Source organism: Bradyrhizobium sp. LLZ17 (genome assembly GCF_041200145.1).
Classification (GTDB): Bacteria; Pseudomonadota; Alphaproteobacteria; order Rhizobiales; family Xanthobacteraceae; genus Bradyrhizobium.
Genome location: NZ_CP165734.1, coordinates 3,184,055 through 3,209,194, shown reverse-complemented (window position 1 = coordinate 3,209,194; position 25,140 = coordinate 3,184,055). Strand labels below are relative to the sequence as shown.

The 25,140-nt window shown below is 57.5% G+C and carries 21 protein-coding genes and 1 pseudogene; 11 read left to right on the top strand and 11 right to left on the bottom strand.

The window, feature by feature from the left end; translation table 11 throughout:
• Positions 1–62: 62 nt before the first annotated feature.
• The 6 genes from AB8Z38_RS15805 (at position 63) to AB8Z38_RS15780 (ending at position 5,301) form a co-directional block, all read left to right on the top strand.
• Positions 63–578, top strand: coding sequence for a glycosyltransferase family 2 protein (locus AB8Z38_RS15805; protein ID WP_369726014.1), 516 nt, complete (start codon positions 63–65; stop codon positions 576–578).
• A 289-nt stretch (positions 579–867) separates the two neighbouring features.
• The gene (locus AB8Z38_RS15800; protein WP_369726013.1) at positions 868–1,227 is read left to right on the top strand and encodes a hypothetical protein; all 360 of its coding nucleotides are present in this window, start codon (positions 868–870) and stop codon (positions 1,225–1,227) included.
• 253 nt (positions 1,228–1,480) lie between these two features.
• Positions 1,481–2,257 carry a methyltransferase domain-containing protein gene (locus AB8Z38_RS15795; protein ID WP_369726012.1) on the top strand — a complete coding sequence of 259 codons (777 nt, stop codon included), beginning with the start codon at positions 1,481–1,483 and terminating at the stop codon, positions 2,255–2,257.
• Positions 2,254–3,225, top strand: coding sequence for a polysaccharide deacetylase family protein (locus AB8Z38_RS15790; RefSeq protein WP_369726011.1), 972 nt, complete (start codon positions 2,254–2,256; stop codon positions 3,223–3,225). Before AB8Z38_RS15795 ends, AB8Z38_RS15790 begins: the two co-directional genes overlap by 4 nt.
• A complete protein-coding gene (locus tag AB8Z38_RS15785) occupies positions 3,222–4,064 on the top strand; it encodes an ABC transporter permease (RefSeq protein ID WP_369726010.1) in 843 nt (280 codons plus the stop codon). Before AB8Z38_RS15790 ends, AB8Z38_RS15785 begins: the two co-directional genes overlap by 4 nt.
• A 1-nt stretch (position 4,065) precedes the next feature.
• Entirely contained in the window at positions 4,066–5,301 is a 1,236-nt protein-coding gene (locus AB8Z38_RS15780; RefSeq protein ID WP_369726009.1) for an ABC transporter ATP-binding protein, read from the top strand.
• Positions 5,302–5,343: 42 nt separating this feature from the next.
• Here AB8Z38_RS15780 and AB8Z38_RS15775 read toward each other — a convergent pair whose 3' ends face one another.
• The 8 genes from AB8Z38_RS15775 to AB8Z38_RS15740 all read right to left on the bottom strand — a co-directional run bounded on the left by AB8Z38_RS15775 (position 5,344) and on the right by AB8Z38_RS15740 (position 12,632).
• Positions 5,344–6,240, bottom strand: a complete 897-nt coding sequence (locus AB8Z38_RS15775; RefSeq protein ID WP_369726008.1) for a glycosyltransferase — start codon at positions 6,238–6,240, stop codon at positions 5,344–5,346.
• Between the two features lie 244 nt (positions 6,241–6,484).
• Positions 6,485–7,423, bottom strand: a complete 939-nt coding sequence (locus tag AB8Z38_RS15770; protein ID WP_369726007.1) for a glycosyltransferase family 2 protein — start codon at positions 7,421–7,423, stop codon at positions 6,485–6,487.
• Positions 7,423–7,779: a hypothetical protein gene (locus tag AB8Z38_RS15765; protein WP_369726006.1), complete on the bottom strand. Its 357-nt coding sequence runs from the start codon at positions 7,777–7,779 to the stop codon at positions 7,423–7,425. The genes AB8Z38_RS15770 and AB8Z38_RS15765 overlap by 1 nt, the downstream gene beginning before the upstream one ends.
• A gap of 112 nt (positions 7,780–7,891) precedes the next feature.
• The gene (locus AB8Z38_RS15760) at positions 7,892–8,320 is read right to left on the bottom strand and encodes a glycosyltransferase family 2 protein (RefSeq protein WP_369726005.1); all 429 of its coding nucleotides are present in this window, start codon (positions 8,318–8,320) and stop codon (positions 7,892–7,894) included.
• Positions 8,321–8,501: 181 nt separating this feature from the next.
• The gene (locus tag AB8Z38_RS15755) at positions 8,502–9,590 is read right to left on the bottom strand and encodes an NAD-dependent epimerase/dehydratase family protein (protein WP_369726004.1); all 1,089 of its coding nucleotides are present in this window, start codon (positions 9,588–9,590) and stop codon (positions 8,502–8,504) included.
• Between the two features lie 30 nt (positions 9,591–9,620).
• A complete protein-coding gene (locus AB8Z38_RS15750) occupies positions 9,621–10,676 on the bottom strand; it encodes a Gfo/Idh/MocA family protein (protein WP_369726003.1) in 1,056 nt (351 codons plus the stop codon).
• Positions 10,673–11,581 (bottom strand): glycosyltransferase, encoded by a 909-nt coding sequence (locus AB8Z38_RS15745; protein ID WP_369726002.1) that lies wholly within the window; start codon positions 11,579–11,581, stop codon positions 10,673–10,675. Before AB8Z38_RS15745 ends, AB8Z38_RS15750 begins: the two co-directional genes overlap by 4 nt.
• An 85-nt stretch (positions 11,582–11,666) precedes the next feature.
• Positions 11,667–12,632 carry a glycosyltransferase family 2 protein gene (locus AB8Z38_RS15740; RefSeq protein ID WP_369726001.1) on the bottom strand — a complete coding sequence of 322 codons (966 nt, stop codon included), beginning with the start codon at positions 12,630–12,632 and terminating at the stop codon, positions 11,667–11,669.
• Positions 12,633–13,074: 442 nt separating this feature from the next.
• Here AB8Z38_RS15740 and galE point away from each other — a divergent pair, with 442 nt between their 5' ends.
• From galE to AB8Z38_RS15725, 3 genes are all read left to right on the top strand, one after another.
• Entirely contained in the window at positions 13,075–14,052 is a 978-nt protein-coding gene (galE, locus tag AB8Z38_RS15735) for a UDP-glucose 4-epimerase GalE (RefSeq protein WP_369726000.1), read from the top strand.
• A gap of 280 nt (positions 14,053–14,332) precedes the next feature.
• A complete protein-coding gene (locus AB8Z38_RS15730; RefSeq protein WP_369725999.1) occupies positions 14,333–19,903 on the top strand; it encodes an Ig-like domain-containing protein in 5,571 nt (1,856 codons plus the stop codon).
• 85 nt (positions 19,904–19,988) lie between these two features.
• Entirely contained in the window at positions 19,989–20,351 is a 363-nt protein-coding gene (locus AB8Z38_RS15725; protein WP_369725998.1) for a hypothetical protein, read from the top strand.
• A 379-nt stretch (positions 20,352–20,730) separates the two neighbouring features.
• Here the strand turns inward: AB8Z38_RS15725 and AB8Z38_RS15720 are convergent, their stop codons facing one another.
• Positions 20,731–21,843 carry a hypothetical protein gene (locus tag AB8Z38_RS15720; RefSeq protein WP_369725997.1) on the bottom strand — a complete coding sequence of 371 codons (1,113 nt, stop codon included), beginning with the start codon at positions 21,841–21,843 and terminating at the stop codon, positions 20,731–20,733.
• A 308-nt stretch (positions 21,844–22,151) separates the two neighbouring features.
• On the opposite strand from AB8Z38_RS15720, the gene AB8Z38_RS15715 reads away from it, so the two are divergent.
• Positions 22,152–22,352 (top strand): hypothetical protein, encoded by a 201-nt coding sequence (locus tag AB8Z38_RS15715; protein ID WP_369725996.1) that lies wholly within the window; start codon positions 22,152–22,154, stop codon positions 22,350–22,352.
• Between the two features lie 722 nt (positions 22,353–23,074).
• Here the strand turns inward: AB8Z38_RS15715 and AB8Z38_RS15710 are convergent.
• Both AB8Z38_RS15710 and AB8Z38_RS15705 read right to left on the bottom strand, forming a co-directional pair.
• Positions 23,075–23,404, bottom strand: a pseudogene (locus AB8Z38_RS15710) (transposase); the annotation flags it as partial.
• Between the two features lie 79 nt (positions 23,405–23,483).
• Complete coding sequence (locus AB8Z38_RS15705; RefSeq protein ID WP_369725995.1) at positions 23,484–23,873, bottom strand: hypothetical protein; 390 nt, start codon at positions 23,871–23,873, stop codon at positions 23,484–23,486.
• Positions 23,874–24,637: 764 nt separating this feature from the next.
• On the opposite strand from AB8Z38_RS15705, the gene AB8Z38_RS15700 reads away from it, so the two are divergent.
• A complete protein-coding gene (locus AB8Z38_RS15700; protein ID WP_369725994.1) occupies positions 24,638–25,018 on the top strand; it encodes a hypothetical protein in 381 nt (126 codons plus the stop codon).
• The last annotated feature ends 122 nt before the right edge of the window (positions 25,019–25,140 follow it).

The following is a 25,140-nucleotide window of genomic DNA, read 5'->3' as shown; positions in this document are numbered from 1 at the left end:
CTTGCGCTGAACGTGTTAGCTGAGCGTGTCGCTCGAAATGCCCGCAAGCAGAGCGGATCCTGATGAACCTCGTATCCATCGTAATACCCGCCTACAACGCGGAGCGCTTTATCGCACGCACCCTCGCGTCGGCGCAGGCTCAGACTTATGAGAAGCTGGAAATCATTGTCATTGACGATGGTTCGACAGACAACACCCGATCCGTCGTGGAGGCAATTGCGGCCACCGACAAGCGTTTGGAGTTGATCAGCACGCCTAATCGCGGCGTGGCTCGCGCGCGAAATCTCGGGATCGAAAACGCGCGGGGACCCTATGTGGCATTCTTGGACGCCGACGACCTCTGGCACCCCACGAAGATAGCCCGGCAGGTCGAGGCACTGGATACGCACCGTTCTGATCCGAGCTGGGGGTGGCGTTTATTCCTTTCGCCGCACCATAAACGAGGAGGACCAAGTAATAGGCACAGGTCCGATCTTAGCCGACTGTCGCGGCTATATCCTGGCGCGAGACCTCGTGCTCAAGTTCATAGGAAACGGAAGCAGTCTGTTGGTCCATCGCGATGCCGCGATGGCCGTTGATGGATCGACCCTTCATATGCTGAGAAGGGCATCGGTGGGTGTGAGGATCTCGATTTCGAGCTCCGGCTCGCAGCGCGGTATCGAATCGAAACTGTAAGATCGTTTCTCGTTGGCTACCGCATGTATGAAGGAAATATGTCGAGTGATGGATCGCGCATGGCTAGGGCCATGATCGAGACCATTGCAAGACACGTGAAAAGCAATCCATCGATTGCTCCACGCGTGCAGCGCTGGGCATTGGGGGGGCAGCTACAAGTACGCATTTCAGGTTTTGTTGCGTGAAAGGCGATTGTTTCCCGCAGTAGCGACCTACACGAAGTTGCTTCTGAACGATCCGGCAGTGTCGATGATCACTGTGATGGAGGTATTGCGAGGGGGGATCAGTAAGCGGTTGGGGTTTGGTCGACCTGCTGGCTCGCCTCAAGCCTTCTTGGCCATGGATCCGGAGGCGGGTAAAGACGATCCCGTCGACGCGCTGACGCGCATGAAACAGAAGCGGCTAGCAGATGAAGATCGGATTCTCGGAGAGAAGAAGTTTTCGTCTGTTCTGTTGGATGGAATTGCCGCAGACGAGGTGTTCGGTCCGTCGGAGCGGGCACCCCAGGCTTGGGTGACCGGAGTTCGGCAGCATCACAATGAGAGGGGCTAGATGACCGCAAGTGTCCCCCTCCGAGCCCCGACCCGCTCTCGCCGCGCCTGTCGGCATGGCTACCCACACGCCAAGGACCTAGCTTATGAGCCGGTGCTTCGCGAACTCAATGTCCGCTACAAGGGGTCGGCTCTCGGCATTGTCTGGTCGCTGCTGAGCCCATTGAACCCGGTCATTCTCGTGACGTTCCTGTTTCACTCCGTCGTTAATCGGGTATGACCAGGTCTGGAAGATCGATGTTGGATGCTCGACTATGACCGCCCTGTCCCCGCTTCGTCGCATCGCAAGATTTGGCCGTCGACAATTGCGGCTTCTGATAGCGAAGGCGCCTGCGCCAATAGGCCGACGGCTGTCGCGCCGCTTCTGGAAGCCTCGGCCAGGCGCGATCGATTTCGGTGATTTTGGTGAGACCGCGCCCGTCAGCTCCGATTTCGGCTTCGATAGAGGAGGTCCGATCGATCGCTATTTCATCGAGGGCTTTCTAACCCGCCATGCCTCCAGGATTCGCGGCAGAGTCCTTGAAATCGGCGACAACGAGTACACGCGCCGGTTCGGAGGAAACCGGGTTGCGAAAAGTGATGTTCTCCATGTCTACGCCGCCAACCCCGTCGTCACCATTATTGGTGACATCTCGATCCCAGGGGCTTTGCCCGAGCGTGCGTTCGATTGCATCGTCCTCACGCAAACCCTGCATTTGATCTTCGACATGCAGGCGGCATTGGCGGAGCTTGCGAGGGCGCTCAAGCCGGGCGGGACGCTTCTTGTGACCGTGCCGGGAATATCTCCGATCGATCGGGGGCCATGGGGATTTACCTGGTTCTGGTCGTTGACGGAGATCGCATTGCGGCGATTGCTGGCATCCGTGTTCGAGGAAAAGGATATTGAGGTCGAGACGTTCGGGAATGTTTTCGCGGCGGTCTGTTTTCTCCAGGGATTGGCGGCCTCGGAAGTTCCACACGCCAAGCTAGACGTGCTCGACAGGTCGTTTCCAGTGATCGTGGCTGCCGCAGCAAGAAGGCGGCTAGAATGACGGTGAAGCCGCTACGAAGCCTGAAGCGATCGATCGGGCGGCGGATCTTTGGCGCCGATCCTATCATACTGATGTATCACCGTGTTGCGGATATCCCCGTCGACCCTTGGGGGCTTGCGGTGCATCCGGTGCGGTTTGAAGAGCAGATGGCGTGTCTCAAGAAGCTTCGACGTGTTGTCCATCTTCACGAATTGCTCGACCTGGAACGGAGCCGCGCCCGATCGGACAAGCCGCTTGCGGCAATCACCTTCGACGATGGCTATCATGATGTTTATTCGAACGCGCGACCGGTATTGCAGCGGCTCGATTGCCCAATGACGCTGTTCGTGACGACCGGGATCATCGGCACGGACAGGGAGTTCTGGTGGGACGCCGTCGCACGGGTCTTCCTCGAAATCGCCCACCTGCCAGAGAACCTCACACTGAACATCGCGGACCACGAGTGCCGCTGGGCGGTGCCGCCGTTCTCGGAGCGCGAGGCGCGTGAGCGGGTTTTTCGGGAGGTTTGGACCCAATTGCGGGTCCGGCCGCATGAGGATCAAACGAATCTTCTGGCGGAGATCGGCAAGTGGTCGTCATGCGATCTTGCAGCCCGGACCATGTATCGTGTCATGACGGCGCGGGAGGTCCGGATTATTTCCGACGACCTGATCACGATCGGGGCGCACACGCTGACACATCCGACCTTGCCGGCGCATGATGCGGAAATTCAGTTCAAGGAGATAGCGGAAAGCCGGCGTGCCTGCGAGGAACTCACGGGCACGACAGTGCGTACCTTTGCCTACCCATTCGGCGATCATAGTGATGCGACTGTACAAGCGGTTCGAGCGGCCGGCTTCGATTTCGCCTGCACGGTGGACGCTCGCGCTGTCGGGCGTAACGTCGAACCGCTCAAGCTACCGCGGATCTACGTGGGAGATTGGACGGGCGACGAATTTCAGAAGAGAATTGAGGATCCTTCGCTATGACAAAGCGGATCACTATCATCAGGCGTCGAAGCGGCTGGTTCGACCTCGACTTGCGACCCGCCTGGGAGCGCCGCGAGCTTCTGCTGCTATTTGCCCAGCGGGACGTTGTGGTGCGTCACAAGCAGACCTTGCTTGGCCCCGGATGGCTGGCTCTGCAGCCGCTCGTCTGGGCGGTAGTCTTCACCGTCACCATCAGCGGCGTGGCCGGGGTATCGACTGCGAATCAACCAGCGCCGTTATTCTATCTTTCGGGGCTGATTGTGTGGTCCTATTTCTCGCAGGTCATGTTCGCCACCAGCCAGGTCTTCATCGAGAACGAGGACCTCTTCAGCAAGGTTTACTTTCCCCGCATCATTGTCCCCTTGTCGTCGCTGATTTCGAGTGCAGTAACGCTTTTGATTCAGTTCTCCGTTGTCGTTGTGTTCGTTGTTGCGTTTCAATGGATGGGAAGGACGGATGGGCTCTCATGGCGCATTGTCGCGTTTCCATTGGTGGTGCTGCATCTTGCGGCCTTCTCGCTGGCGGTCGGACTCATTCTTGGAGCGTCAACAGCCAAGTACCGCGATTTGAGGTTCATGACGCCGTTCCTGGTCCAGGTCTCAATGTTCATTACGCCGGTTCTCTATCCCTTTACCGCCATTCCAGAGCAGTACAGAGTGGCGGCAAGCCTTGCCAATCCCTTAGCCGCAATCGTCGAAGAGAGCCGCTGGTGCCTGCTCGGCGAGACTATGCTCACGCCGGGCCAACTCGTTGCGTCGCTTCTTACGACGTCCATCGCTCTGGCATGCGGTGTGCTCCTCTATCAGCGCGTCGAGCGCACGGTCATGGATACGATCTGAGATGCAAGACAAGGTAGCCATCGAGGCGCGCGGCCTCTCGAAGAAGTATCGGCGCGGGGCCATCGGCATGAGCTCCCTGCGCGAGGAAATCTCGCTGTTCCTTGCTCGCCGACGCGATCAGCGGCCGGGACAATCGAACAGTGAGTTCTACGCGCTGAAGGACGTCACATTTTCGGTTCCGGCCGGAAGTGTTTGCGGAATTATCGGCCGCAATGGTTCGGGCAAAACTACCCTTCTCAAGGTGCTGACGTCGATTACCGAGCCGGAGGAGGGGGAGGCGAGACTCAAGGGACGTGTTGGGAGTCTGCTTGAGGTGGGCGCTGGCTTCCATCCCGAGCTGGATGGGATCGAGAACATCTATTTGAACGGTGCAATTCTCGGAATGAGCAAGTCCGAGATTACATCGAAGCTGGATCGTATCATCCAGTTCGCTGACATCGGCGCCGTCCTGGAGACGCCCGTCAAGCGCTATTCCTCCGGCATGTATGTCCGCCTGGCATTCGCGATCGCCGCACATCTCGACCCCGATATTCTGTTGGTTGATGAAGTCCTGGCGGTTGGGGACGCCGACTTCCAGCGCAAATCGCTCGCCAAGATGAAGGATGCCGCAGGAGAAGGGCGAACCGTACTGTTCGTGAGCCACAACATGGCCATGGTCCGCCAGCTCTGTGACATGGCCGTGTGTCTCGCGGACGGGCGTCTGAAGCAGATCGGCGGATCCTCTTCAGTTATCGACACCTATCTGCTGGACTCGACCCCACGATCTGTTCACGGTGAACGGACGGGGACGGAGGAGCTCTGGGGAGAGCTCCGTATTCTCGAGCCATCGTCCGGGACGCCATGCGGACTTCTCAAATTCGGCGGAGACTATGATTTCGTGCTTCGGCTGGGTGCCAAGGAGCCATTCAAGCGGGCCGTCGCGCAGGTCAGCGTTTTCGATCAGGAGGGAGCACTGATCTCGTCCTTCGAAAGCCTCGCGGAAGGTGTCGACCAGTTCGACATCAGGCAACAGGTCGAAGTTGTGTTCAACGTACGTTCGCTGGGCCTATTGCCAGGGACCTATGTTGCAGGGTATTCGCTCTATACTTGGGGAGAGGACCAGGCGAGACTCTCCGATGAAGCCTGTCTCAGCTTCGAGGTCGTTGCAGCGACTGTCAACGATGCGTATTGGCCTTACTTAAGGGAGCATGGGATAGTACGGCTGTCTCATTCGGCCGAATTGCGTGTTATCGACTAGCCTGCTCGTTGGAGCACGACGCTCTTCCTCTTCGCGGGTCCATTATGATCGTAGATGATCTCTAACTTTGGATCTGACTTTCGATGTGATCATCTCAAGCGTGGCCACGGGAGACATCGCCAGTGCCTGCAGCGACATTCGGGCAGATTTAGCAGGTTCAGTTCGGAAAAGCTGAAAGGCGTCCTCACTCAATACGCGTGCATAGTAGTCCCTCCAGAATCGAGTTCCGTCACGCACAGCAAGCCGAACGTTCCTCGAGATGTCGCCTGTGAGTTGACGATCCAAGACACTTAGTGCGGCTGCAAGCATCATTGGCCGGTTCCTGGACATGTTGGCATTGTGCATTCGATACTCAGCGATAACCTCATCGTGCGAAACGAGTTGGCTTGTCTTAGCCAAGCGCACAAACAGCTCATAATCTTCGCAAGCCCGCATTGCCTCGTTAAATCCAGTAGCGGCCGCGAGTCTATCGCGTCGATAGATAACGGTTGCGTGCATGCCAATAAAATTGCCTATCCTGAGAAACTGAAGATAGGGATCATCGAGCCTCGCGACGTAGTTTCTGCCGGAGATAGTCCTGCCAGCCAGATTGATGTAGCGGTAGGCACCATAGGCCAGAACTGCCTCCGGATGCCTATCCAGCATCCGCTCGCCTATTTCGAGGGCTTTTGGCAGCAAACGATCGTCGGCGTCCAAGAAAGTAATGTAGTCCGATGCAGTAGCGGCAAGGCCGGCGTTGCGAGCGGCTGACAAACCGCGATTACCTTGTGTGATGAGTCGTACTTTTGGATGTCGTTCCACGACTGAAGCAGGGTCGTCAGCCGATCCATCATCAACCACAATAATTTCGTCTGGCGGCCGGCTTTGGTGAAGACAGCTCTGGATGGACTCTTCAAGAAAGCGAGCTTGATTATAAGTTGTTATGATGACCGCGATCATTATGCGAGCAATCCCTATCCGTCGGATTCGTTGCGGAAGGCGCGATGATCTGCGGCGAGCTTCAGGCGGAGAATCTCACGACGGATAGCGCAATTATTGGTTAGATGTCGCTGTCACTTTACCACATTGCAGAGCCGGCCGAGAGATGACTCCCGCTCAGAGCATCGGTAATATTAACGTCGGAAGTTCGAATGGGTACTAAGTTCCCGGCAGCTGAGACGACCGGACGTGCGTCCATTTGAGCTTATAGAGAACGGATTAGCCTGAGAGCTCTTGCCAGGATGCGTCTTGGTCCCAGCCTTTGAGCCAGCTGGCGGCCGGACTCGGCCGCCAGATCAATTCTGTCCTGCAGGGTTGCCGGCAAACGCGGTGCCAAGCTGCGTGCAAACGCGAAACGTATCGACCTATCCAGCCGGGGAGTCATCAGGTTTGATTCAACGATGTAGGTATTAACCCATTCAAGAAAATCAATGCGCGCGGAGTGAGGCTTCATGCGGTCATAATAGCCGGATGCTGTCGCGCGGGCCGAGGTGGAATCGGCATGCTGTCGATACCGGCTGGTCGGAGTGTCTGTCACGAACGCTGGATAGCGGAGCAACAGTTTTACCAAAAGAGTTTGATCTTCGTAGAGTCTAAGCGACTCATCGGATCCTCCGACGGACTGCAAAGCTTCGCGACGGACCATGATGGCGCAAATGCAAGGGACTTGGGAGCGTTGACGAAGGATGACCTTGTCCAGCAGTTTTGGTGCTATGTGCAAATGGCCGGATTCGCCCGGCATCTGCTCCACCCAGTTTTGAGAGGGGACGTCGGGAAACCACCATAAGGTCGGTCCGTACGTCAACATCGCCTGAGGGTTTGCTTTAAACGCTTCGATGTCCTTTTCAAACTTTTCGGGTTCGAACAGGTCATCGCCATCAAGAAACGTGATGAATCTGCCAGATCCAATTCTTAAGCCGGTGTTGCGGGCTGCGGCCGCGCCACGACCATTCGACCGAATAAGTTGGATTCTCGGATCTTCTGTCGCGGCCGCGGTCGCGATTTCGATGCTTCGATCGGACGATCCGTCATCCACAAGTATCATCTCCCAATCGACGAACGTTTGGGCGCGCACGCTTTCGATCGCAGCAGATAGGTATCGCTCGAGGTTGAGGAAGGGAGTGATGACGGAAACGGTCGGCATTAGCTTGGTACCAATCCGATCAGGACAGCCATTTGTTTACGAAAGATGGATTTCAAGTGCTGTGATGCCAGAAGCCAAAATTGTTTGCGGATGAGTGACTGAACTAACTTGGTGACCCGTGGATCTGCCGCTGTCTTTTGAACGTATCTTTTGAACCAGAGCAGGAAACGTAGCCGCGCCCACGCATCGCGATTTGCGGCAGAAGAGATAGCGCCGGCACTTGAGCCGTGCTGACGATACTTGAATAGTACCTCCGCGGAGACGAAAAAGGGGGCAATTAATAGGGCCTTGGCAAAGAACACGGCGTCCTCGAACATGCTCCTGAAAGCAGGCTCGAATCCGCCAACCTCGTTCACCAGCGCCCGTCTTAGAAGACAGCCGCTTGTGGTTGGGCTCTGGTAGATGTTTAGCAGTTGGGAAAGGAGGAGGGTGGGCGGATGATAAGTCTGATCTGGCGTTACCCCGAGTTCATAAAAAAAAATCTGCCTCTTTCGCTGTGCCTTCCACCCATGAATGCCAAATGAGCGCTCTTCCGTAGGTCGCGCCCACGTCAGGCTGCGCGTCGAGGACCGCGACCTGTGCCATCAATTTGTTAGGAAGCCACACGTCGTCGGCATCGAGAAAGGCGACGTAATCGCCACGCGCATGCGAAAGTCCCAGGTTACGCGTGGAGCTCATTCCGTGATTTCGTCCGTCGGCATGACACAGGGAACGAATATTGCCCGGGAAAGCTTGCGCAAATCGCTGCGCGATTCCACGGCTTGAATCTGTTGAACCGTCGTCGACGATAAGGAGTTCCCAATCGGCGAAACTTTGCGCTAGTACGCTCTCGACCGCTTCGCCGAGGAATTCCTCTCCGTTGTAGACGATGATGATGCAACTGACTTTGGGAGTCATAAATTTCAATAGCCATAACTGCGGACCACGCGTTTGGACTAGCCAGCCTTGCTAGTAGCTCAGATAGGTCGGCATGTCCGCACAGGAAACCACCAAAGGTTGCATCGGATTCAATCTGTTCGATATTGTGAGCGCGAAATCAGGCTGACATATAGTTGTCAACAGATGCTTTCCGATCTGCTCAGGCGTGCCTAGACCTGCCGTCAACCGGGTAACCAGCAAAACCAAGCCATTCGACCGATCGTCGGCAGCCCTCTTCGAAGGTTATAGGCGGGCAATAACCCAATTCGCGTTCAGCGCGCGCGTATGGTGGCCGGTATGACGAGGTATGCAACAATGCGCGCTCCAGCGTAACGGAGTAGGAGGCTGCGTTTTCAGTACTGGGAGGCCGACGCATCTCACGAATGGCCGCCTTCACAGCCGCTCTTGCCGGGCGCGGAACGATCCAGCGCAGGCTTTGATACGAATTCATTGCTCGCACTCTCTGCGCCAAGGAGGGACGCTCATCCACCGCGTCAGCCATCTTTGGGGTTGGTAAACCGTCCAAATCGTAACCCAGCGCCTCGCAGATTGGAAGATAAAGGTCTCGCCACGTGACTGCTTCCGCGTCTCCCAAAAGGAAAGCCTTGCCGTCAACGTTCGGCGCAACCAGCGCCAGTTTGATCGCGTAAACGAGATTGTCCACGTAGATCGAGTTGCACACGCCCCATCCGCCTTCCGTAAGGTATGCCGTGCCTTTCAGAATCTCGTCTGCGACGCCACCAGTCCATTGCGACCGCGGGCCAAAGACAATCCCGGGCCGCAATATCACGACTTCGACTCGACCGATCTGTCGGAGTCGTCCGAGTTGTTGCTCTGCGACGACCTTTGCGCTGTTGTAAGCGAGTGGCTGCCTTTTGGAGAGCGGCGTCGTCTCGTCTACGCCAGTTGCCGGCGACTGCCCATAAACAGAGGCAGAGCTGAGATAAATCAGCCGTCGCACGTTGGATCTCATGGCCGCGCGGTAGACAGGTTCCATGGAGCGGACGATTGTCTTTGGGTCTCCTGCTATTGCCATGATGACGTTGTCACAGCCTCGAAATGCAGCAGTCAGAGAGTTTGTATCGAGAGCATTCGCGATCTGAACCGGAAGATCAAAACGTCGTGGAAGCGCAGCTCGCGAGGGTCGCTGAACGACGGGGCATACATCCACGTCACCGCCGCGTTGAAAAACCTCAACGGTTCGATTGCCGATAAATCCGCTTGCACCTAAAACCGCGATCCGTCGCATTATTCCGCATCCAACTTCGCGCGCTTCCGGCTAAAGCATCCAGCCGGCAGACATTGGAGCCCGTCTTGCATAACACCCTTCAATTAGTTTTAAAGTGGTGAGGGCGTCAGATCCGGAAACAATTTCTGCGTGCCCAGTTAATGCAGCAATCGTTGCCTCGAGCTGAGAATCAAAGGCGAACTCAAAATCCGGGCAGACGGGGCCGAGGGTAGGTTCAGCGCCCCGGTTGACTGGATGGTGAAGAAGCACTTCAGCAGCCGAATTACCCCCATGAAGGCCGAACGAAAAGTTTCTGGCGTCATTTGCGATCCAAGTGAGCCAACCCTTGGTCGCCCGAACAAAATAACGATTGGGTCGTGCCCAATCGCGGCTGAGCCGGATATCCGCCTCGAAGTCGCGGAACCTTAAGGCAATCCGACAATTGGCCTCAACGCCTCCCATTGAGTCGTCTTCGTAGACGGTAGAAAGTGGCTCGCCTAACCACCATCGGAGGAGGTCAAGAACATGTGTGCCGATGTCCAGCAGTACTCCCCCGCCGCTCTGGCTTCGGGTGAAATAGTCTGCAGATGCGACGGGCCAATCGAAGGGACCTCCTTCAAAAACATCGATGAAGGTCACGTCGCCCAAGACCTTCGAGTTGAGCAATTCCCGTATCGAACGGGTAGCTGCGAACTGACGACGCATCAGCCCAACCGACAGTACTCGGTTGCATTTCGCTGCGGCTTCGACCATGCGTTCGCCGTCCCTGACATTCGTCGCAAGCGGCTTCTCACAATGCACCGCGATGCCGGATTCCAACGCGTCTATCGCCTGCCGCGCGTGAAATTTCGGCGGCGAGGCGAGAATGATCAGTTGGGTAGATTTACAAAGTAGGTCTTCGTAAGACGATACCGTTCTGGGCCCAGAGAGGTTTTTTGCAAAGATGGCGGCGGCTTTCGGATCTGGGTCGAAGACCCCCTCAACATGGAGACGACCAGCTGCCTCGAGTCGTCGCAAAGCCGGTGCATAGTACAGGCGAGAAACTGCGCCGCAGCCTGCCACGGCCACTCGCACTGGCGATGAATACCGGGCTTGCGCGGTTGTCATTTCTTGATCCCCAGACCGAGTCGCTTCGATAAGAGATGACAGAAGCGCAGCACGATCCTTGGGGAGCGGCTCAGCCGCAGTGCGCACTTGAGATGGGCATCTACCGCTTCAATATCGCCTCGCAACAACAGCTCTTCTGCCGTCGTCAAGGCGACGCCGGCATAGGTATTCCGAGCGCGACGGGCCGCATAGCGCAACTGCTTCGGCAAGTATCTACGGAAGATCGCGATGGCCTGGCGCGAATATTCCAACTCCTGTGCCAGCCTTCTATGGCGCCCTGTATTAGAGTCGTCGTGCATCCGATAGCTCGCCAGTGCCTCCGGCTCGTACCAGACCTTGTACCGAGCGGCAATCCTGACCCACATTTCCCAGTCTTCACTGCATTTGAGCCTCTCATCGAAGGCGCCGAGCTGCTCGTACACCGCACGACGCACTGCTATGGATGGCGTCGCGATCCTTTGTTCTTCTGCAAGACGAGCCAGCCCATTTTCGAGGCAGCCCGCCTCCACTCGCTCAAGCGCCGAAGACGACTTGAAACGACCTTCCGAGTCTACAAAAGCATGACGGCAAAAAGCAGCTCCTACGCTTTGATCAGCGTTAAACCCTCGCTCAAGAGCTGCGTAGAATCCTGGCGACACGAAATCGTCCCCATGAAGGAGGTGCACTAGGTGGCCTCGAGCTCGATTCAGGCAAGTCGCAAAATTTCGAAGATGCCCAACGTTGGCAGGTTGCCGATAGAGCGTTACGCGTCCGTTTCCCATGCGTCGAACTATCTCGGTCGGATCCTCTCTTGTTGATGCATCGTCGATCACCTCGATCTGCATCTGCGCGATGCCCGTATCCTGGTCCAGAACACTTTGCAGTGTTTGTTCGAGGAAACGTCCGCAATTGAATGTCGGAATCATGATCGACCATGTCGGTCGCGGCTCGCCGTCTGCTATCGGAAGCACGCGCGATCGGAAGATCGATGCAGGTCCGAGCAAGCTATCGCTAATGTAGTCCTCCTTTGGCAAGGCGAATGGCGAGCCGGCACGCGTCGACCCACGATACGGAGCGCCCGATACCGCCTCCTTTCACACTTCGCCAAAGGCAAGTCCATCCTAAGCGAGGCTGTCCGTTCCCTGCGTAAACCGTTGCCCACTCAAAAAAATACAGCGAGCAGCCTTCCTTAGCGAAAGCCCGTCGTGAGGCGCCTCCAGTCTTTCCCATTCTCCGATAGAAGCTTGAGGTCCGATCCATTTTTTCACGGGTTGAAAGAGCCGAAAATTCGCCACTCGGATGGTGCCGATAAGCTCCAACGACTTCGTCTACGAAAGCAATTGGCCCGCGCTCCGCGCAAAGGATGTAGAGCGACCAATCCGTGATGGGGAACAATTCGTCGTACCAGCTGTCCAACCCCTCGAGACAATTGCGGCGAAGCATGCCTGCACAGGTTGCAAATGGGTTGCCCTGCCAGATTTGATTTAAAGTAAACATCTTCGGTAAATCAGGTCTGGTCCAGCGGCGTCCAGCAGAAAACGTATCCTCGATAAGGGCGTTGTGAAAAACAGCAGAGTAGTCTGGGTTGGCATCGAGAAAATGTGCCTGTTGCTCGAGCTTATTGTTCGTCAACCAATAATCGTCACCGTCTAAGATGCAAACGTAACGTCCCGCCGCACTCCTTAGTGCCCTGGCAACAACTTCATTTGAACAAACATTGCGTTCCGAAAGCATTAGGCGAATGCGTTTGTCACGCCTTTCATAGTCTTCCACTATATCGCGCGTTCGGTCCGTGGACTTATCTTCGCTGATGATCACCTCGAGAAGGCGATCTGTCGATTGCGCCAGTACACTCTCGATTGCTTGCGCAATGAAGGCTTCATGGTTGTAGGTAACCACGATGACGCTAATATCGGCTGAACGCGCTTGCTCAACCGCATCCTTTAGATCTGCCGCGCCGCAGTTGATCCTAGTCATATTGCTTATCAGTCGAACGCGAAGCCTGCGAGAGTTTGGCGTCGGGTCGATTCAAACTTCCTGCTCCCTACGTTCCCTTAGTCCGCACGCCCAAGAGTGGGACCGTCCATTGACTTGACAGTCTAGGCGATGCGAACCCGATAATTCAAGCCTCGTCTGAGTTGCAATACATCTAGGGCTCGATAAGGTCACCGATTGACGATGAGTCCCGATTTATCGAACTGATGGGCTATGGTATGCGAGCGCTCTGGGTCAAATGCTACGAGGATCGTAAGCGGCCTGAGAAGCGGTTGGCCTCGAAGACGGCGCTTCGGTCTTGTCAGGCGCAGCCTGCGCTTGATCGCCGTATTCGAACTGGGGCGACGCTTGATCCGTCGGCTAGGACGCGCGTCGCGCAAACTCTCCATCGTTCAAGTGAGGCTTGCCGAGGGGAGTAACGCATATGCCAATCCTTGTGACCGGCGGGGCGGGCTACATCGGCAGCCAAACGGTACTGGACCTGCTTGATGCCAACGAGGCAGTCGTCGTGCTCGACGACCTCTCCACCGGCTTCAAGGCGGCTGTACCTCCAAAGGCCCGGCTGGTCGTTGGGGATGTCGGTGACGTGATGCTCGTTTCCCGGCTCATAATCGAGCATAAGATCGATGCAATCATCCACTTTGCGGGCTCGATCGTCGTTCCAGAATCGATCAGTGATCCGCTTCACTACTATCTGAACAATGCCAGCAAGACGCGGAGTTTGATCGAGGCTGCCGTGGCGGGCAGTGTTTCGCATTTCATATTTTCCTCGACCGCAGCGGTCTACGGTTCCGAAGGGTCGTTGCCAGTTAGCGAAGGCGATCCAGTTCGGCCCCAGTCGCCCTACGGACGATCCAAGCTGATCTCGGAGTGGATTTTGGAAGACGTTTGCAGGGTGCATCCGCTCAAATATGCCGTGCTGCGATACTTCAACGTAGCGGGAGCCGATCCGCAAAGAGGCATTGGGCAGGCGACGCGCGGCGCCGGTCACCTGATCAAGGTCGCAAGCGAGGCGGCTCTCGGCAAAAGACAGTTCGTTGAGGTGTTCGGCACCGACTATGCAACCCCTGACGGCACTTGCATTCGGGACTTCATCCACGTGAGGGATCTCGCGATTGCTCATCGGCTTGCTCTTGCGCGGCTTCGCAATGGGGGATCAAATCTCACGGTTAACTGCGGTTATGGTCGTGGCTATTCAGTCATGGACGTGCTGCGGACGGTCGAACAGATCGCTGGAACGAAGCTCGACATTCGCAAAACAGGGCGGCGCGCCGGAGACCCAGTTGCTGTTGTGGCCGATTCAAGCCTCGCGAGGTCCGAGTTCGGATGGACTCCAATCTTTGGTACCATCGATGCAATTGTCAGAAGTACCCTCGAATGGGAGCGATTTCGATCATATTGATTGATGGTGGACATATTAAGTCGCTTCCGAAGCGGTTTGTGTCGTTGCCGCGATATGTTCTCGGGCGAACCGCGGGACCGCGGACCGTCCCATGGCAAAGCAACTACCCCGGAAATCTACGGGTCATCGTGAGGATGAATGCTTCGTGAGGGGCAGATTTTAGCACCTCGTTAGAGCAGTCGCTCAAAATCGGCTCATATCTCAAATTGTCCGCATACGGCTAAGTCACCGTTGAGGCCCGTCTTCGATGGTTGTCGTGCAACGAGAGCACGCGACCATCATGACCTATGCCTTGACAGTCAATGGAACTTCCGGCGCCGATACCTTGTTTGGCGGTACTGGAAACGACCTGTTAACCGGCGGCGCCAGCAGCGACCTCTTCGTTGTTTCGAAGGGGTATGGCTCCGACACCATCAGCGACTTTCAAGGCGGCACCGGTGGGGACGTGTTGCGCGTGCAGAACTACGGTTTTGCAACGTTTGCAAGCTTTATGTCCGCTGCAAAGCAGACCGGCACGGATGTTATCGTCACGCTCTCGTCGAGCGAGACGCTCACGTTGCAGAATGTTGCGCTCTCGTCTCTCACGGCGGCAAACGTCGTCCTCGACAATCCGCTCCCGGTCAGTGCATCGCCGAATACGGCGTGGACCACAATCGGCGCCGGGGGGACGCTCACGGGCGGTCCGACAAATGACTCGCTGCAGGCGATGGGGGATGGCGTCACGCTGACCGGCGGCGCAGGCGACGATCTGTACTTCATGTACAATCACGAAACGAAGGTGGTCGAGCTCGCGGGTCAGGGCATCGATACCATCTACGATGGCATGATCGACGGCTACAGTCTCGTCAATGCGCCGAATGTTGAGAATCTGACGCTGGGGGCAAGCTACAACGCGCCCGCGACCGGCAACGATCTCGACAACATCATCGTTGGCAACGCCGGCAACAACATGATCGATGGCGGCAAGGGCAATGACGTCCTCACCGGGGGAGCAGGCAGCGACACCTTTGTTATTAGGACCGGGAATGGCAACGACGTCATCACTGATTTTCAAGCCGGCGCTGGCGGGGACATTCTCCAGATCAATGGCACGACCTTCAAGACGGTCGCCGATGTCACGGCCGCCATGCAGCAGGTTGGCAGGGATGTGGTTCTGTCGCTCGGCAACGGCGAGAAGGTAACGCTCGAAAATACACAGGTTCAGAACTTCACGACCGCCAACATCAATATCGTCACAGCGCCAACGGGTCTGATTCAGACCTTTGGCGACGATTTCAACTCGCTGTCCGCCGGCCAGGATCCGCATCTGACCTGGAAGACAAACTACGCCTGGAGCGGAGTAGGAAGTTACACACTTTCCGGCGAGCAGGAGGTCTATGTCGACCCGAGCTTTACTGGCCTGCCTGGGACCCAGGCGTCGAGCCCGCTGGGCCTCAATCCGTTCTCCATTCAGGACGGCCATCTTGTCATCACGGCAGCGCCCATTCCATCCAGCGATGCGGCCTATATCGGCAACCATCAATTCTCATCGGGCGTGATTACTACCGAAAACAGCTTCGTTCAGACCTATGGCTACTTCGAGATGAAGGCCACGTTGCCCGACACTAAGGGCGCCTGGCCTGCCTTCTGGATGTTGCCGATCAACACCCACGGCTTGGGCACGGAGCTCGATGCGCTCGAGGCGCTGGGCAAGGAGCCTGACCAGTCCCATTGGGGCTTCGTATCGTCATCCACTTCAAGTCAGGGCTATTGGGCCAACACCGCCAATCTCACGGCAGGCGATCACACTTTCGGCGTGGAATGGACCCCGTACACGTTGACCTATTTCGTCGATGGCGTGGAGGTCGGACAAGTTGCGACCCCATCCGACATGAACACGGCGATGTACATGATCGCCAATCTGGCGGTGGGCGGAAGCTGGGCCGGCAACGCGGATCCCAGCGCAACGGCGCAGATGAGCATCGACTACATCAAGGCCTATCAGCTGCCGGAGTATACGCTTGCGAACTACACGCTTCTGACCAGCGGCGCTCCGACCACGACCATCGCGGGCACCGAAAGCGCAGATAGCTTGACCGGAACGTCAGGCAACGACCTGCTCGGCGGTGCAGGAGGCGCCGACACGATGACCGGCAGGCTTGGTGACGATACTTACGTCGTCACGGATCCAAACGCCAAGGTGGTCGAGAGCTACGGCGGTGGGGTGGATACCGTCATTTCCTCCGTCACGTACAAGCTCCCCGACTACGTCGAGAACCTGACGCTGACCGGTTCGGCCACGATCGACGGTACCGGCAATTCCGAGTCCAACATGATCATCGGCAATGGCGCTGCCAACGTGATCACCGGCGGACTTGGCAATGACATCCTGACTGGCGGCGGGGGTGCCGACACATTCGTAATCAATTCGGGCGACGGCTCTGACATCATCACCGACTTCACGCCTGGAGTAGCCTCGGGACATGATATCGTTCAGCTGAACGGCTTTGCGTTCACGTCCTTTAACGACATCAAGGCAGCGATGACACAGGTCGGAAACGACGTGTATCTCGCGCTGACGAGCCAGGACACTCTGGTTTTTCGCAACACAACGATTTCGGCCTTTACCAGCGACGACTTCCAGCTGCCATCGACTTTGCCGGTCGGGGGCGCCATCACATCCTGGATCAGCGGCGCGACCAGCAGCCATATCGTCTACGGCACGGCCGCGAACGACCAGATCACGGCGGTGAACGCCGATGACACGCTGGTGGGGTGGACGGGCGACGACACTTACGTCATCGGCAATCCAAACCAGAAGATCATCGAGAATCCGGGCGGCGGCATCGACAGTGTTCAAGCCTGGTCATCCTACACGTTGCCTACCAATGTCGAGAACCTGACCCTGATGACGGGAGGGCTTACCGGCGTCGGCAACGAGCTGGCCAATCGGATGGTTGGCTCTAGCGGGAATGACATCCTCAACGGTGCCGGTGGCGACGATTGGCTGTTCGGCGGTGCGGGCAATGACACGTTCATCTATGGCGTCGGGAGCGGTCACGACACGATTGCCGATTTCCACGTGTTCACGAGTGTGACCGCCGAGCACGACAAGCTGGTACTGAAGGGTTACGGCTCCGGTGCTTATCTGACAAATGTCGGGGACGAGTGGACCGTTCACTATGCGGGTGGAACCGACAATCTCCGTATAGCGGGGGTGACACAGCTGTCATCGTCCGACTATGCGTTCGTCTCCGCCACCGGCTCCTCCATGACCATGGCGGGATTGACAGCACCGACCATTTCTCTCGCAGGCTCGACCTCGTCAGCCGCTGGCGGACTTACGAACGCAAACCAGCTGACCCTGACCGGAACGGCCCAGGCCGGAGTAACGATCAAGATATTCGATCAGACAGCGCAGATCGGGGTCGCGACAGCCGATGGTAACGGCATCTGGAGCTTTGCGACGTCGGCTCTAACAGACGGAAGCCATTCCTTTATGGCCCTCGCGACAGACGGCGCCGGCGATGTCGGTGGCGTTTCATCTTCTTTGACTATCACCATCGACGCAACTGCACCAAATGCACCCTCAATCGCAACGTTCTCGCCGGATACCAGTATCCTCGGCGATAGCATTACCAGCGCCAATCCGTTGACGCTGACCGGGACCGCGGAGGCTGGCAGCAAGGTCCTGGTGTTCGATGGAGCGACCCAGGTCGGCACTGCCACGGTCGATGCCGGTGGCAGCTGGTCGTTTGCGACCGGCACGCTGGTCGATGGCGCCCATGCCTTTACCGGCCAGGCGGTGGACGCAGCCGGCAATGTGAGCGTGACGTCTGGCGCCTTGAACGTCACGGTTGATACGGTCGCGCCCAACGCGCCGGTTCTCGTCTCGGATACGCTCGCTGCGTCCAACAAGATGGTGGTCTCGGGAACGGCGGAGGCTGGCAGCACGATTAAGCTGTACGAGGGGACGACGCTGCTCGGCACGGCGGTGACGGCGACCAATGGAGCGTGGAGCGTCACGACCGGATCTCTTGCGGCGGGAACGCATGCGTTCACGGCGGTCGCAACGGATGCGGCTGGAAATTCCAGCGATCTTTCGGCTGTTTTCGATCCAGTCGTGGGGACCCTGATCGAATCGGCCGGAGCAACGAGTCTAACGATTGTTGGAAGTAATTATCATCTTTCAACTGCCGGCACTGACCTTCTGCTGAAATACGGCGGACTTGCCTATGTGGCTGGCCAGTTCAACGGATGGGCGGCGATTGGCGCCGAGACGATCCTCGGTGGTTATGAGGTGGCTTGGAAGAACACTTTCACCGGCATGTATACGCTGTGGAAGACCGACACCAACGGCAACTTCGCATCTTACTTGCTCAGCAATGTAGCTGGGACAAACACTTCTCTGGAATCCGGCGAGATGATCCTCCATCAGGATCTAAACGGAGACGGTACTATCGGACTTCTGGCACCAAACAAAGTGCTTGAATTCAAGGGAACTACCAGCCTGGTTCAGGTTGACGACAATTTCTATCTCTTCAGCAAGACCACGGGGGTTGGTCCCCAGCTGAAATTTGGTGGCTTACCAGTCTTGGCGAGCCAGCGCACCTTCACACCCGCATTGGGCGCTGAGCAAACCTCCACAGGGTATACCGTCGTCTGGAAGATCTCGTCGACCGACTATTCGATTTGGACGACCGACAGCAACGGCAATGAGACGTCCTACGTTCACGCATCTGGAACTAGCACTGCGCTCGAGTCGCTAGAGACGACGTTTCAACAAGACTTAAACGGCGACGGCTCTATCGGCGTGGTTGCGTCCCAAATGACTCTTGCGCCCCCGACCACTGTGATCGAGTCGCAGGGAAAGACCAGCTTAGTTCAGATGGGAGACAATTTCGACCTCTTTGACGGTACGGGGACGGGTCCCGAGCTGAAATATGGAGGTTTGCCAGTCCTGGCAAGCCAGCGCGTGACCACACCAGCGCTGGGCGCCGAGCAAACCGCAACCGGGTATACCGTCGTGTGGAAGGTCGGCGCCGATGAATATTCGATCTGGAATACTGACAAGAACGGGAATGAGACGTCCTATGTTCACGTATCAGGAAGCGACGGTGCTCTGAAGGCGCTAGAACCTAGCTTCCTGCAGGATCTGAACGGCGATGGGGTGATCAATACACCTTCGACCGTCTTGGATATTTCGGGGAAAACCACACTTGCGTTGAACAACATGAGTCAGGTCGCGAAAATCGAGCTTGGCGCAGCGCTTGAATTGACGGGCGCTGTTTCAGGCTCGGTTACTTTCGCTGCCGTGACGGGGACCTTGGTACTCGATCACTCCACGCAATTTACGGGTGCGATTTATGGCCTGTCCGGCAACGGTGATCCGTCCAGTTCGGACATTCTCGACCTCAAGGACATCTCGTTCGGGACGGGTACCAAGGTCGCCTATTCCGGCGACACGTCGGGCGGAATCCTTACCGTCGCGGACGCTCAGAACCATACGGCGCAGATCAAGCTGGTCGGAGACTACACCCATTCGACGTTCAATCTGTCGAGCGACGGAAACGGAGGCACTCTGGTTATCGACCCGCCGGTGGATCAATTCAATTTTTCCTTTGCGAAGGCCTCGACGCCGGCGCCAATTCACGCTGCAGTCGCTGGTGACGCTTTTGTATTCACCGGGACTGCCGTCGCTGGCCCGGTTCAGCTCCTGATCTCGACCGATCTCGCACGGGATCAAGCCTCGTTGACCGCAAATCATATCGAAGCGAACTACGATCATGCCCAGGAGCAAGGGGTGCCTCATATCGAGTTCACATCACATATCGGCCCCACCGATCCTCATGGCTACCTCCTACATGCTTAGGGCGTTCCCGCAGCTCTCGCTTTGGAGCTGCCAGCAGCGTAAAAGGGCTGATCTTCGTTGACGTTATTTCATTCCGGGGGGGGAAATGCTTCGAGGAATCATCGCCGCGTTTTTGGTTCAGGCCTTGGGGTGTTCTGTGGCGCTTGCCGGAGGCACCTGTATCCTGCATCCTCAGCCATTTAGATTGCGGTCCGATACCATTCGCTGGTCGATCAAGATAAAATCCGGCGAGCAATGCATCCAGGGCCTACGCTGGTCGACGATTATGATCGATAAGGTCTCGATCGTCGAACCGCCAAAGGCAGGACGTCTCATCGTGGAGGGACCGTCTTTCCGCTATTTCGCGGATTCTGCTGGCAGTTCGGATTATTTCAAGATCGAGATCGCCGGGACGTCTCTGCACGTCACCGGGGCTTCCGCGCTAGAGGTGGATGTCAACCGGCAGTGAGCTCTTTTGAAATTGCAAACTACCCGGATGCGCGTGGCTCCGCGCCTTTCCAAGCGCCGTAGCCTAGCGAGGGACGTTGGTTCGATTGCTATTCAGATTTGGATTAGCCGAAGCGGCCGGCGGAACTCCCTGCCCAATCGGGTTCTGAAAAGGATTGTTGCTGGGCTGAGTCGCGACAGGCGGGCGTGAACTGGTCGTATAGCCCTGCGATCGGACCGTCGTATTCCTTTGCTGCGTATTTTGGGCGAAGGTTGGAGCGGCGAGCGCCGAAACCAGGGCCGCAATCAGTAAAGACTTCAGGATATTCATATCGACCTCCGTCCGGAAGGAGTTGACGCTTCAAGTTGACTTAGGTCCTGGTTGCTCCTTTGAGAAGAGGTCATGGTTTCTTGCAAGCGGAATAAAAAGTGCCGTTCGTGGCGACCACCCGCTCGATGCACTGCCTCGGGTCGACAATGTCGCCCTCCACCCTGAAATAGTAAGCTTGATTTCTAAGAATCAGCGCATAGCGGCCGGAGGGAAGTTCCAGCGCCGGATCCTCGCTGTGAAGCTCATACATCTCCGGACTGTCAGACAACGGGGACACCCGGAAGGGGTAGGAGAAATTGCGGATCACCAAGGCGTCATCGCCGTCGCCGAGCTTTTTGCCCGTTGCCTCCGCCGAGAATTCGCGCGCTATCTTGGCCACCACGCGAACTTCGGCGCGCTCCAAAGCATTGTTCGGGGAATCGCGGCGGAACACGATGAATTTCGGATGCCCGTTCGGCAGGCCGGCCTGGTCGGGCGCCTTGAAAGCAGCCGAGATGGCGACCCTGACATCCGGAGGCCTTCCTGGCAGCGGTATCAGTTCCGCAAGGGACTGGTCGTTGACCGCGGCGTAGACGCCGTAGTCAGTCGGGCGAAGAGCGGGACGCTGCACAGCTTTTGCGGCGGGTTGAGCGATCGCTGACCGCGGCGAGTCGGCGGCCTGGCGTTGCTCTGGCGGGAGATGTTTCGCGAACGAAGTCAGGCGTTCTCGCTGCTGCACTGCCACTGCGGCCACGCCCCCAAGCAGCAGCAGCGCGGCGGTTCGCCTCGTTATTGACCACGGATAATGGCGAGCCTTGGTGGTCCCGCGGTCACTCTCGATGCTTGCACGTGCGGCCGCCTCTGGCAGCTCCCAAACCGCTATCGGACTTGCCGCAGGCAGGCTCGCGCGCGGGAGTTTCGATGTCACCGGCGGCAGGATGCTGACTGGCTGACGCTCGAACTCCTCTACCGCGCGGATCGCGGATTCCAGAGCCCGCTTTGACCGCCCAATGTCCTGGGCGTCGGCGCGGGTGAACTGCTCATCGAGCTTGTAGCGGGCAAGGTCATAGACGACCTGACGCAGATGCTCGGGATGGTTCTGTACCGTCTCGAGCATCCGCGAAATCACGAGGGCGAATTGAACCTCCGCGGAAGCAGGCTCCGTTTCGTCCTCGCCGGTTGTGCTCAAATCGCGCGAACTCATCCCCGCCAAAGCCCCTCAGTCAGGCCGGAAAGTCATGTCTCTTCAAGGGCTAGCCTTGGATACCAGCGTTCTCGCCGCGGTGCTATAGAGATGCTTAATCGCGGGTTCCATCTGATCGGAAACGCAAGGGCTAGGCCCCCCAACAACCTCTCCTATGCATGCTTCGGTCTGACTATGGCGCAAATAATTCCGCGTTCCAAACGCTCTAAAAGAAACTAGGATGGGCTACCCTACTCTCGATCCAATGTGAGACCATGTCTGTCAGGTTTCGGCCCGAATCTGTTGCACGGTGCCTCGTGGCGTTCCTTATGTTCGCGCCGGATTCTGCCTCGGCCGTCACCGCCGAGGTGGCCAGAGCATGTAGTGCGCTCATGATCAAGCAGTTTCCACCCCGTGAGCCGGGCAATCCTGCGGCAGGTAGCGCGAAGGGAACTGGCCGCGATCAGCAGCTCTTCTTCAACAAATGCGTTGCGAACGGCGGGAAGGTCGACGACACCGTCGGTAAGTAGAGTTAGGCAATTCGTAGTCGTGATGCCTCTAGTGAGCTGCTCGTGATGCGCATTCGGTGCTTCTGTGGCGCGACGCTATTCCGCCCCGAGCGTGCTTCGTGGTTGCGATCCCGTTGCTTCGATGCGCCTACCACTGCCGTAGGTTAGACGCAGCGCTAAGGTTCCGAGAGAGACGGACAGCCATTCAAGAGTTCTGTAGAGGAGTTGCATTTTACAGCGCCCGTAAATTTTCTATCCAGGATTGCATTCTTAACGTCGCGTCGGGCCCAAGGTTCCTAGCTCGTGGGGGATTGGTGATCAAAGCAGGGGCATCGGTTGATCACGCTGTTCGAGGAATCTCACCGAAGGCCCCCGGTTCGATCCCCATCTTCCGAATCACTATGATCCCGCCAGCAGGGTCAGACTAGGTGCGCACGAGTGATCTGCAACTCCAAATCTTCATCTGGTGGCACAATTCTGTATCAAATGCCGGGCTTCACCGACATATCTCGGGTCGATGACGGTTTTGTCTCGCCGTGGAACGCGCCAAGTCTGGCGAGCGCGTGGCAGTGAGCAAGCTCCCGACAGCGGTTTTGGTTCGCGTGATCCCCCGGCCGAAAACTGTTGAATGCGCGCTGTTGCTCAGCCGGCAGCAGATGCGGATGTGCGAGGGGCCGATCGTGTCCCGTGGCGTGGTGTAGCTGGCGGTGGACCACCGCGTTCGCCGCCCAGGGCCGGGCAGGTCACCTGGCAATTGCCGGAAGGCTGACGGTTGGATCATCACTCAACGGCGCGATGGTTTCCAGTGTCATGTAGCGGGCGCGCTGGACGGCCCATTCATCGTTCTGTTCGAGCAGGATTGCGCCGATGAGGCGAACGATGGCGTCCTCGTTGGGGAAGATGCCGACCACCTCGGTGCGCCGCTTGATCTCGCCGTTGAGGCGCTCGATCGGGTTGGTGGAGTGCAGCTTGGTCCGGTGCTGCGGCGGGAACGTCATGTAGGCCAGCACGTCGGTCTCGGCGTCGTCGAGGAAGCCGGCGAGCTTCGGCAGCTTGGGCCGAAGCTGCTCGGCGAACGAAGTTGGCAAAGACCGTCGCGCGTGCCTTCGTCCGAATTGCCGGGCTCGAAACCTTGAGGCCTGAAGGCGCAATTCAATCATCCATCGCAAGCACAAGGAACCGACTTCCTGCGAGGAAGGAGGGCTCAAAATTGTCGGCTGCGCCGCCCGGTTCTTTCGGAGGAGGTGGCTCCGGGACGTTGCCGTCTTTGGCCATGCAATCCCTGAAGTAATTGTTGCGATCTCCGCTCATACGCACCGATCCGGGGCGATGGTAGGGATAGAGCAGATAAGAATAGCGGATGCATTTCTTGGCAGCTTCTGCGTTTGGGCCGGCTGCCGCCGGGCTGAATCCGGCGCCAATGCTCTGAACCACAACCAATGTCACGGCAACGCCAAGCGAGCAAGACATTTGCATGAAAATTTGCCAATTTGATCTTGGATCCCGCTCGTAACTGATTTCCGCGCAAAAAGAAACGGTCACACAGCGATTAGGCCGCCTTATTACGAGGAGCTAAACACCTGGATCCGCTCATTCGAGGTGCGACCCTCCTTGGAGCGCGGGCGCAGGCGCCCGCGTCCGCTTCGATCTGGCGTTGTGCGATGCCAGCGAGCGCTCGTTCCGTGACCCGGCTCGGCCTTGGGCCATCACCCCGCGCGAGATCTTCGAGGCGTGACCGGTGTATTCGAGTTCGTAGGGGTGCGCGTATGAGAGAGGCCCGCGGTGGGCTTGGGCGCGTGGGCTTCAATTAAGGCTACTCGAAATCGTTCACGCCGCTGGGGGGCGCGCGTGGCGTAGCCGGCACCGAAAGACAGCAGGGCCGTCGAGAACAGGAGGACAAGACCCGGCACGCAATATCACCCAACGGCTTTGTGGACATCGATCAGATCTAAACGGCTGAGCAAGTTCTGCTCGAACCTGCACGACATTGCGAACGACCGAACCGAAGCTCTGATTATTACTCAACCAATTGAGACGCCGGCGCCGTTCAGATTGCCAAATCCGCAAGTTCGACGTGAGATTCGTGACGGACTGACTCTGAGGAGTATCATGCGGATACGGCGGGGGTGCGGCCTGATCGCGGAATCGCGCGTCCGGCGGCGAGGACCCTAACGAGCAATTTACCAAGAGTACTCGGGCAACTCGTCACACTTACCGATAATTCAACATCTGTGTCCATTCTCGTCCCCACACGGGAGGGGGACCAGCTAATGCCACGCCAATCCATCCGCGCATCCATTGCAGCAATGCTGGCGCTTCTCACATCAACCTCCGCCTCCCGGGCCACTCCCAACTGCTTGCGTGACGCCAAGCCATACAAGCTTGCCGGCGACACCATGGAATGGTCGATGACGATCGCGCCGGGGACCGATTGCATCCAGGGACTGCGCTGGTCGACCATGCAGATCTACAAGGTTGAGGTGACGGAGAAGCCGAAGAGGGGTGAAATCGCCCTGGTCGGCCCCGGGTTCCGCTATTTCGCAAAATCAGACTTTTCGGGCACCGATAAGTTCACTCTCTTGGTGGTAGGCAAAAACCGGCATGACGAGGGCTCTTCGAGGGTGGAAATCATGGTGTCCGGGTCGAGCCCGCCGCTGCTCGTCAGCGCCCTCAACCATCGCGAGTGACGCCAGTCCGCTGGGTGATTCGCGTGCGCGTGGAGATAGGCTGCGCGGTCGACCAGTCGTCTCGCAAAGCTCGGCTGGCGTGCGACGCGTCGCTCGAGGATGGGCTGAAGCTCGCATATGAA